Source organism: Oceanobacillus sp. AG (assembly GCF_009746545.1).
In the GTDB taxonomy this organism is placed as follows: domain Bacteria; phylum Bacillota; class Bacilli; order Bacillales; family Amphibacillaceae; genus Oceanobacillus; species Oceanobacillus indicireducens.
In genome coordinates this window covers 38,490-48,896 of record NZ_WOWT01000006.1, presented here as the reverse complement: position 1 = coordinate 48,896, position 10,407 = coordinate 38,490, and the positions used below count along the sequence as shown (strand labels likewise).

The window sequence follows — 10,407 nt, the reverse complement described above, 5'->3', positions numbered from 1 at the left end:
TTCTCTCCAATTTCTCTTAAAGACAAACCTTGCTCCCTGTATGCAGCTATTTGTCCTCTTTCAATTTCAGTTAAATGTGTATAGCTTCGTTTTTTCGTGTTAGAATGAGAGTGAGTCATCGTGATTTACCTCCGTATGTTTATGGTTTTGGTCAACTTTAACTATACGTGGTTTCACGATGGCTTTCTATTTATTTAGCTGTTGCATTTCATTTTACAATGAAGCAAAAAATATTATTGTCGAGGAAAACAAGGTATATGCCAATGATATTGGAATAGAGGCAACATCAGAGCACGCTAATCGATATGCTGAAGATATTAGCATACTTCACAATGAAATATATAATAATCATTTTACAGGGATTTCAGTTGGTGGTTATGATGAGGAGAGAGGTGGCACTAAAAATTCTGTGATTGCAGAAAATGTTCTTTATCGTAATGATACAAAAGGACTGGACGGCGGACAGTTATTGATGCAGCATAACAGTAAAAACATTCGAATAGAAAGAAACATATTCACGGCAGGTCCTACACGAATTTTTATCGCTAATTACTTTGATACAATTCATAATAATACATGGAAGCAAAATGTTTTTCATGACGAAGAGGGAAAAGAGGGGATCTGGATTTGGAAAAATAAATCCTATACATCCTTTCCAGACTTTCAAAAAGTCTCAAATAGTGATGAAGAATCCAGGTATATGGAAATAGAAGATATTGATTTCATATTGGAAAAGCCTTCTCTTGGAGGATGAATCGATAAAAAATTGAATCGAAACCCATTTAAGGCAATGACTTAAAAAAGTGATTGCTTTTTAATATGAAAAATATATTTTAAGAGGATGTTCAAAAAGTCCGGTAAAAATGACACGTCGAATTTCGCACGAATGCTCGCTTTTCCGCTCCTCATGTACCTATGAACGTACATTCCGGTGCCGGGAGCTCTCGCCGCCTCGAACTTCTCGGTCCTTTTTATCCTCTTTGAATAAGCACTTTAAATGTTTGTATAACAGTAGTGGAAAGGGGGGCTCCACAATCGCTTAAGTTCGATTCCACATTTTCTTAAGTGCATAAATTTCAATAATAATAGTAATTCTATTGGTAATACAAAAATAGGAGGAACAACATCTATGAGAGCAGTTACAATTCAAGGTAAATATAAAGTAGGTATGACAAAGGTAGCTGACCCGGTCATTAAAGAGCCAGATGATATCATTGTAAAAATAACTTCTACAGCTATTTGCGGATCCGATTTACATTTATACCAAGGAAATTTCCCGATGCCTAAAGACTATATTATTGGGCATGAACCAATGGGAATCGTAGAAGAAGCGGGTCCAAATGTGACTAAAATAAAAAAAGGAGATCGTGTCGTTATTCCTTTCACCGTTGCATGTGGACAATGTCAATATTGCATGAACCAGTTAGAAAGCCAATGTGATCACTCCAATCCTCACTATGATTCTGGTGGATATTTCGGTTATTCAGAGAAGTTCGGAAACTATCCAGGTGGTCAAGCAGAATATCTTCGTGTACCTTTTGGTAATTATACCCCCTTTGTTATTCCAAAGGATTGCGAATTAGAGGATGAAAAACTTCTCTTTTTGTCTGATGTCCTCCCTACTGCTTATTGGAGTGTTGAAAATGCTGGAGTAAAAAAAGGAGACACGGTCATTGTCCTTGGTTGTGGCCCAATTGGTTTAATGACTCAAAAATTTGCATGGCAAAAAGGGGCGGAAAGAGTGATAGCCGTTGACTATATTGATTACCGGTTAAACCATGCGAAAAAAGTAAACAAAATAGAAGTATTTGATTTTACAAAGGACACGGATATGGGAGAAACATTAAAAGAAATAACCAAAGGTGGTGCCGATGTTGTCATTGACTGCGCTGGAATGGATGGAAAAAAATCCCCTTTAGAATTTATTGAACAGAAGTTAAAGCTACAAGGTGGCACACTCGGACCAATTCAAATTTCAACAAAAGCAGTTAAAAAGACCGGTACCGTACAGATAACGGGTGTATATGGCGGCTTGTACAATATGTTTCCATTAGGAGCGTTTTTTTCACGCAATGTTACTTTAAAAATGGGGCAAGCTCCTGCGCGTGCCTATATGCAGTCACTATATCAGCAAATTGTAAATGAAACATTTGATCCAACCGATATTATCACACACACCCTTCCATTAGAGAAGGCGAGTGATGCTTACGATATGTTTAATGCCAAAAAAGATAATTGTATTAAAGTAGTTCTTAAACCGTAGCCTTTATTAAATCTGGCGAGTTGATCTCTCGTTGAATGCAAGAAGAGATTTGGGTATAACGGGAAAAGTATACTGAGAAAATATCGAAGTGTTTAGTGATTTATTAAGAGTATATTTAAAAGGTGATTAGGAAAAAGTAAAAAGGGAAGCCAAAAAGTCATTGGATATTAACGAAAATTAATACTTTATTTTTGCAAAAAATGGTAAAGAGTATTATCCTAAAAATGTATTAAAAATAAAAATATCTTTGCAAGAATGCATGAATTAGTATAGGAGTGAATTCAATGGGTAAAGTGGCAGTAGTTACGGGTTCTGCTGGTGGCTTAGGCCGAGGAATTGCAGAACGGTTAATTAAAGATGGTTTTCAAGTAGTTATTCATGATATTAATGAAAGCTTACTAAACTCTACGCTGGAAGAGTTAAAAGGTAACGGTGCAGAGATTATCGGAGTCGTTGGTGACGTTTCAAAACAAGAAGATCAAATAAATCTTGTGAAAGAAGCGGTTGAAGCTTTTGGACATATCGATGTCTTTGTAAATAATGCAGGTATTGACGCTGTAACTCCATTTTTAGAAATTGAAGAAAAAGAGTTAAATCGTTTATTTAATATTAATGTTAATGGTACTGTGTTTGGTACACAAGCAGCCGCTAAACAATTTATTGCTCAAGGTACAAAGGGAAAAGTAATTAATGCTTGCAGTATCGCAGGACATGAATCCTATGAAATGTTAGGAACTTATTCCGCAACAAAACATGCTGTTCGATCATTCACTCATGTTGCTGCGAAAGAGTTAGCAAAACATCAAATTACAGTGAATGCATACTGCCCTGGTATTGCAAAAACAAAAATGTGGGATCGCATTGATGCAGAAATGGTTCGCCACAGTAATGGTACACTTCAACCAGGAGAACCATTTGCAAACTTTACTGCTGGCATTGCTTTACAACGATATCAAACCCCTGAAGACGTAGCGAATCTAGTTTCATTCCTTGCATCGGATGACTCGGATTATATTACAGGCCAAACAATCCTTACAGATGGTGGCTTAGTTTATCGTTAATAAGCAGTAAATTAATCTTTTAAAAACAATTAAATCTAAAATAAATATGTTACCCTTCTATGGTGATAGCTGGGGGCGCGCAAAGGCGAGCTGAAGTAAATTCACCACCATTTCAAAAAAGTAAACTCAGTATATTGTAACTGCTAAGCTGCTTTAGTTTAGCAGTTACATTCATTACATAAATAGCTATACGAAAGACTATTTTGACCACAGGTGAAGATGTGGGTAATTGCAATAGGAGGCATTTTCATTACCTTCTAGCATAATCTTAGATAAGGATAAAAGAACATGCTTTGTTTCTATTTTGGCTATAAGCCCAATCCCCCTTTCTGTATATTGACCCAGATATCTCTTCAATACTTGAATACTTGAATATCATTTGGATGATGAATAAAAGAAATCATAAGGAATGACTTCTAATAAAATTTTAATATCCGTTTCCTGATAGCTGGAACATTTAAATGAACCAGTGAATCAGGAAAATTAACTCCTTGATGAGGTTTAATAGTTTCTTTCCCTTGTATGTGTAATCCTTACATCCAAGTAAATATGATTAACTTCTACTACAACTGCACAAATATTTCCATCATCAAAAAAGATCTTGTCATTAAGTCTAACGTTTTTTAATGCTTCGGGTATGGTAATACCAATAGAAGCTGGTTCTCCATTATTTTTTGCTTCTCCCAGATAATGATCACTTTTATAAATTCATAAAATATCACCTTTTTTCACCTTTATGGTTACTTGCTTTTTTAATAGACTTGTTATTTTGCATTTGTTATTTTGCATTTATAGTTATGACCCAGTTCTAGGACAGTGTCCTCATTTAAGATTGCCGATTTATTTAATTCAACTTTCAGGCAGGTTACGCTTATCCTTTCTAGAACTGTAAAATATCGTTTTCTTCCCTTAGAGTCTATAATAGGAATAATTTGTCCTGTAGTAACATCGGTGAATTCTTCTATGTTTATTTTTATTTTAAAGTTATTTGAAATCAGACTATCTTCACTCTTGCGACTCATTAAATAACCGATTGGAGCACTTTTTTCCGTATTTATATTTAAGGGAGGTATCGTTTTTTTAAAATCACTAACACGAATTTTGGGTCCAGGCAGATCCATGTAGATTTTGCATTTCATATTTTGTTTTTCTAGCCCCAACTCTTTTTCTGCCGTGCGAATACATTCAACTAGACTTTTCCATACAGAATAATCACGAGCTAAATTTATTCGGGCGATGGTCATTCCTGACTTCAGTAACTCTTTAAAAAGTGCTGGGATCTCTAGCATATCTTTATCTAAAGTGACCATAATGGAAGCTGATTCCACTTCTGATTTTCCTAATAAAGCTTGATTTCGTGGTTTTTTACGTATACTGCGTTTTCCCGGTCAATATAATCTTCATTCTTCTGCATACCTAGATACAAATGACTGATAATTTTATTCAATGAATATAAAACATGGGGACTCATCATTTTCACTGATGAAAACCCTTCTTCTGCTAGCTGTGCATGAAGCGTTGACTTTGCAAATTTTTGTATGGCTAAAAAGGCACATAAGTTTTGCTTACTTGCATCTGTCATATCAATATGTTTGCTTTTTGAAAGCTCTAATAAAAGTGGTCAATCTCATTTCGTAAATGTATCAGCTCGTGAAGAATATCGTTTTTGTTAGTACTAATAAAACCTGCCATATGGTCACCTCATTTCTTTAATTTATGCTATGAATGCAGGTGCGGTTCATTTCACTTGAGTTGAAGGGTAAATATCCCCCAGTGAAAAAAGCTGTATATGAAATCTTGATTGTTTGTCTATAAATGTAAATTGATTAATTAGAAATAAATAAAAAAAGGGATTGATTAAAATGTTCGAATAATTTATACTACCTATACTAAGGAATAATATTATTCATTTTTCATTCATTATGAATTATTTAATTCTAAAAGAGGAGGCAGACAAATTAAAATTCAAGATTTGATTCTTAAGCATTATAGTGAGTTATCAAAAGGGCATAGAAAGGTGGCTGATTATTTACTAGAACACACACTTGAATTTAGTGTATCGACTGTAGCAGAGATTGCGAAGGAAATAGACATAAGTAAAGCAACTGTAATCCGGCTCTCTTATGCTCTAGGTTTCGAAAGTTTTTCAAGCATGCAAAAAAGTCTCAAGGATCAGCTTTTAAATGAAGATGCGTCTTCTAGACAGACTAATGATGCTACGGATGAAGAGAGAAATTTGATTAGTTTAACCTTGGATAGAGACATTTTTATCTTGGAAGAACTGCGAAAGAACTTAGATATGGGCAAGGTACAAGAGGTCATTACCACGCTGATGGAGGCAGATGAAATTAAGATTGCTGGATACTCCGCTTCGTTTTCTGCAGCCCATTGGTTTTATTCAAAATTAAGTATGATTAGGGAAAACGTAACACTGCTGTCGTCTATCGTTAGTTTAAATACACCAGGAGATGTTCTCTCCAAAGAAAATGACAAAATCGTTTATTTTCTATTATCTTTTCCGAGTTATATGTCAGAAACTTTAAAATTGGCAAACATAGCAAAGGAAAAAGGTGCAAAAATTATTGTGATCTCCGACAGATTATTATCACCAGTAGCTAGAATAGCTGATATATGCCTGACTACAGACATTAATGTCAGCTCTATTAATCTTATTTCCATATCATCTGTCCATAGCTTGCTCAATCTTATCGCAACTGGTATGGAACTTGAAAATAAGGAAGTCGTAAAGGACAGGCTTCGTAGAATCAATGAAGTATACTCAAAAAATGGCTATTTTTTAGAATAATGTGGAGTGCTTAACTAGGAGGTATGAATAAATGGAAAAAAAGACGTTTTCTATAACGTTAATTATTTCAATATTGCTTTTATTTGTAAATTCAGCTGTATTTGCTGAAGAGAAGGAACCACCCTTTTTAGAAAAAGCAGCAATTGATATTAAAACGGACGATGACAAATATTATGAGGTTCTTCAGGATATTACAATCGGGAACTTTGCTTCACTTGAAAATGGAGAAATGATGCACACACTCACAAATATAAATGATGTCCAAGTAGATAATCTGGAAATCACATCTGCAGATCGTGAGTTAACTTACAGCGTGGAGGAAAAGAATGCATTAAATAAATTCTTCCTAGAGACTTCTGAAGGCGAAGGTGACACATTCAATTATCAAATCTCATTTACGGTGCAATTAGAAGAAGATGAGTTTACAGTTCCTTTGTTTGTTCCTGAATTCGGAAGTATCGCAGAGGAAAATATTGTAGCCATTCATTTTGAGGCACCAGAAGACATGATTTTACAATTAAATTCTTTTCCAGTTATAAAAGGGAAAAAAGAAAACAGTGATACGAGCTACATGATGAATATACCGTCACATGTGAAATATGTGTTCTATGAAGAAAAAAAGCATTTTAATTCATTTAACATCATCGGTTGGGGTTCATTAGTCGTATTTTTATTAATCGTATTTGCTTGGATTAGAGGAGAAGTAAAGAAACAGAAAGGAGAGGTATAAATGGGTGTTCCATTCTGGGGACTAGTTATTTATGCAATCATTTTTATAAGCGGCTACTTTACTTGGGCGATTATAAAAAACTCGAAAGAAGATTCGAAGGAAGAATAGAGAGGTGAGATAGGAATGTTAGAAGTTAGCTCAGAATTTTATTATATCGTAATTGGCTATTTTATCATGATCTTAGGGATTGGCCTATGGGCAGGAAAAGGCAACAAAACGAGTGAAGATCATCTCGTTGCGGGACGATCAATTGGTTCCGTAATTGGTGGAGCCGCTTTAGCCGCAACACAAATGAGTGCGGGAACTTTTGTCGGTACAATGGGTATTCACTATTTAACGGGAGCGAGCTATATATGGTTCTGGCCGGGATTATGGCTTGGCTGGGTGGTTTCAGCAATCTGGATAGCACCAAAGATTCAACAATTTAAAGGTGGCGTTACGGTTCCTGATTTAGTTGAGAAACGATATAACAGTAAAGCTGGAAAAATGCTGGCAGCTGTTTTAATCATTATAGCTTATACCGTTTATCTCATTGCACAATATGTTGCTGGCGGAATTATTATGAATACAATTTTCGGAATCCCTATGTTCTGGGGAGCGGTTATCACGATTGGCATTACACTCATTTATACGCTTAAAGGCGGAATGAGAGCTACTGCATACAGTGATTTCGTACAAGCACTTATAATGGGAGGCAGCTTTTTAATTGCAATCCCAATTGCGCTCAGCCAAGCAGGGGGAATCGGTTTTGTTGGCAGCTTTTTAACGGATCTTGATCCGAATATTCTTGGTTGGCATTATGGTTTTAAAGACATACTCGGCTTTGCAGCTGCCTTTGGATTTTCAATGGCAATAGCTCCATATGAATTGGCAAGACTTTATTCTCTGCGCAGCCCTAAAACTGTTCGCCTGGCTATTGGTTTCTCCTTTATCTTCCAAGCTGTTGTAGCAGTTTCTGTAGCAATGGGCGGACTGGTTATGAGGTCATTATATCCTGTACTAGGCTCACCTGACAGTGCATCCTCTGTCATGGCTGTAAATGTGCTGCCGCCTGTTGTAGGCGCATTATTATTAGTGGCTATCTTAGCTTCAATTATGAGTACCGTTTCCGGAGTGTTAATCGTGTCTTCCTCTGGGATATCTCATGATATTTTTGGGGTATTAAAACCGAAAGCTACGGATAAACAAAAAATGGTGCTGAATCGAATTGCCGTAGTTGTTCTAGCTGTAATACCATTGTATTTCTCACTCAATCCTTTTGATTTAGTACAATTTATGGTACTTGCCCAGGCTTCATTGGTTGCCAGCTTCTTCTTCGCTCTTGTTCTTTTAGGTTTAAACTGGAAGCGCGGAACAGCAGCCGGAGCTTTAGCTTCAATGGTTAGTGGAGTGATCACTGTTTTAATATGGCTCTTTGTCCTAGACAATCCATATGATATCAATGAGGTCATTCCGGGTGTACTTATATCAACAATCACCTTTATCATTGTCAGTCTAATTTCAAAACCTACACCGAAAGAAAACTTAGAAATCTTTTTCCCTGAATTAAGACAAAAGGCTTAATCAAGGAAGCAATTATAAATAGTTGAGGTGTTCATAATGAATAAAACAGTAATCATAACAGGAAGTGCCTCAGGAATTGGAAAAGGAATCGCTGAGCATTTCTTTCAAGAAGGGTATCAATTACTGCTTGTAGATATTAATGAGGAACAGCTGAAAAGCAGTAAAGAAGAAATAACAAAAGGAGATTCAAGTGGAAGGAAGGTTGCCTACCTAGCAGGCGACCTGACAGATAATTCTTTTCGTGAAGATATTATTTCATTTGCAGAAAAGGAATTTTCCCATCTTGACGTGCTGATAAATTGTGCCGGTATATTTCCGGCCACTCCAGCATTTGATATCTCAGAGGGAGAATGGGATAGCGTTTTTAACTTAAATGTAAAAGCACTGTTTTTTCTTTCCATTGGCTTTGCAAAGCTGGCAAAAAACAAGGGATTTCAAGCGAACATTGTAAATATCACTTCAGCTGCAAGTGAAGTAGCAAGACCAGGCGTCACACATTACTGTTCTTCCAAAGCCGCTGTGAAAATGATGACACAAGTCCTTGCGTTAGAGCTTGCTCCATTTGGTATAAGAGTGAATGCTGTAGGACCAGGTCTTGTAGAAACAGAGACCCTATTAAAAACACTCGATAATGAAAAAGCACAAATTGAACATAAAGAAAAAATTTCATATTCACCTTTAAATCGAACAGCTAAAATTTCAGAAATAGCGGAAGTCGTTTCTTTTGTCAGCAGTGATAAGGCCTCTTATATGACAGGGCAAAATATATTAGTCGATGGCGGCTATTCAGCAGGAAGAGTATTTAAAAGCTTTAATTAATCAATAAGAAGGTAGGCAGAATACATTGGAAAGATATTATGAATTTATTCAGCAAAGAAAAGATCAAATGTACAGTTCTTTAAAGGAGATTGTTGAACACGAATCTCCTTCTCATGAAAAAGAACTGCTCGATCAGCTGACTGATTGGATTTCCAATCAGTTTGAAAAGCTGACAGGTGGAAAAACAAGAATTATCCAGAACGAGCACTATGCAAATCATGTAGTAGGTGAAATTGGCACAGGGGATAAACAATTATTAATCTTAGCTCACTTTGATACCGTTTGGGAAAAAGGAACATTAGAAAAAATTCCATTTTCAATCAAGGACGGTATTGCAAGGGGCCCTGGGATATTTGATATGAAAGCAGGCCTTATTCAAGGCTTATATGCACTCCATGCATTAAAGGAGCTGGGCACCAAATTAAATAAGAAAATTGTCTGTATCTTTGATGGTGATGAAGAAATAGGAAATCCATCCTCCCAGCAGCTCATTGAAAATGAAGCGAAAAAAAGTGAAGCTGTTTTTGTATTAGAGCCTGCTATGTCAACGGAAGGCAGCCTAAAAACTTCCCGTAAAGGGGTTGGCATATTCACAATAAAAGTGACAGGTGTGCCAGCACATTCAGGCATTGACCCTGAAAAAGGAGTTAGTGCCATTGAAGAATTAGCGGATGTCATAAAGTACTTCCAATCACTCAATGATTATGAAAAAGGAACGACCTTAAATGTCGGAACTGTCAGCGGAGGCACTACGTCAAATGTCGTCGCAGAAGAAGCTTTTGGCGAACTCGATTTAAGAGTAAAAACAAAAGAAGAATTTGACCGGGTTATCCCTTTGATTAAAGGAGTAAAGGCGAAGACTAAAGGGGCTAAGGTAGTGATTGAGGGCGGTATTAATCGATTGCCGTTAGAGCGTACAAAGGAAGTTGAGGACATGTTCCACACTGCAAAAGATTTGGCCGAAAAACATCTTGGATTCGAACTGACTGAAAAAGAGACAGGTGGCGGCAGTGACGGTAATTTAACAGCTCCTTTTGCTCCAACATTAGATGGACTGGGGGCGGTTGGCGACGGTGCACATGCAAATCATGAATATGTTGTTTTAGAGGAAATGCCTAAGCGCACAGCTTTATTAGCAATGCTATTAGAAACATACGGAAAGTAG

General features: G+C 36.5%; 11 protein-coding genes. 8 read left to right on the top strand and 3 right to left on the bottom strand.

Annotation, left to right across the window (positions count from 1 at the left end; all coding sequences use genetic code 11):
* Positions 1 to 119, bottom strand: a 119-nt coding sequence (locus GN217_RS19380; RefSeq protein ID WP_156855402.1) for a helix-turn-helix domain-containing protein, incomplete at its 3' end; no start/stop codon positions are given.
* A gap of 59 nt (positions 120 to 178) precedes the next feature.
* On the opposite strand from GN217_RS19380, the gene GN217_RS04180 reads away from it, so the two are divergent.
* The 3 genes from GN217_RS04180 to GN217_RS04170 all read left to right on the top strand — a co-directional run bounded on the left by GN217_RS04180 (position 179) and on the right by GN217_RS04170 (position 3,324).
* Positions 179 to 754, top strand: coding sequence for a right-handed parallel beta-helix repeat-containing protein (locus tag GN217_RS04180; protein ID WP_156855401.1), 576 nt, complete (start codon positions 179 to 181; stop codon positions 752 to 754).
* A 375-nt stretch (positions 755 to 1,129) separates the two neighbouring features.
* Positions 1,130 to 2,263, top strand: coding sequence for a zinc-dependent alcohol dehydrogenase (locus GN217_RS04175; RefSeq protein ID WP_156855400.1), 1,134 nt, complete (start codon positions 1,130 to 1,132; stop codon positions 2,261 to 2,263).
* Between the two features lie 284 nt (positions 2,264 to 2,547).
* A complete protein-coding gene (locus GN217_RS04170) occupies positions 2,548 to 3,324 on the top strand; it encodes an acetoin reductase (RefSeq protein WP_156855399.1) in 777 nt (258 codons plus the stop codon).
* A 764-nt stretch (positions 3,325 to 4,088) separates the two neighbouring features.
* On the opposite strand, the gene GN217_RS04165 is transcribed toward GN217_RS04170, so the two are convergent.
* Together GN217_RS04165 and GN217_RS04160 are read right to left on the bottom strand one after the other, a co-directional pair.
* On the bottom strand, positions 4,089 to 4,652 hold the full coding sequence (locus tag GN217_RS04165) for a pyruvate kinase (RefSeq protein WP_156855398.1): 564 nt from the start codon (positions 4,650 to 4,652) through the stop codon (positions 4,089 to 4,091).
* 11 nt (positions 4,653 to 4,663) lie between these two features.
* The gene (locus GN217_RS04160; protein ID WP_156855397.1) at positions 4,664 to 4,906 is read right to left on the bottom strand and encodes a hypothetical protein; all 243 of its coding nucleotides are present in this window, start codon (positions 4,904 to 4,906) and stop codon (positions 4,664 to 4,666) included.
* A gap of 390 nt (positions 4,907 to 5,296) precedes the next feature.
* Here GN217_RS04160 and GN217_RS04155 point away from each other — a divergent pair, with 390 nt between their 5' ends.
* From GN217_RS04155 to GN217_RS04135, 5 genes are all read left to right on the top strand, one after another.
* Positions 5,297 to 6,130: a MurR/RpiR family transcriptional regulator gene (locus tag GN217_RS04155; RefSeq protein ID WP_156855396.1), complete on the top strand. Its 834-nt coding sequence runs from the start codon at positions 5,297 to 5,299 to the stop codon at positions 6,128 to 6,130.
* Positions 6,131 to 6,161: 31 nt separating this feature from the next.
* Positions 6,162 to 6,860: a hypothetical protein gene (locus tag GN217_RS04150; protein WP_156855395.1), complete on the top strand. Its 699-nt coding sequence runs from the start codon at positions 6,162 to 6,164 to the stop codon at positions 6,858 to 6,860.
* Positions 6,861 to 6,983: 123 nt separating this feature from the next.
* Positions 6,984 to 8,423, top strand: a complete 1,440-nt coding sequence (locus GN217_RS04145; protein ID WP_156855394.1) for a sodium/proline symporter — start codon at positions 6,984 to 6,986, stop codon at positions 8,421 to 8,423.
* Between the two features lie 36 nt (positions 8,424 to 8,459).
* Entirely contained in the window at positions 8,460 to 9,242 is a 783-nt protein-coding gene (locus tag GN217_RS04140) for an SDR family NAD(P)-dependent oxidoreductase (protein WP_156855393.1), read from the top strand.
* A 25-nt stretch (positions 9,243 to 9,267) separates the two neighbouring features.
* Positions 9,268 to 10,407, top strand: coding sequence for a M20 family metallopeptidase (locus tag GN217_RS04135; protein ID WP_232334328.1), 1,140 nt, complete (start codon positions 9,268 to 9,270; stop codon positions 10,405 to 10,407).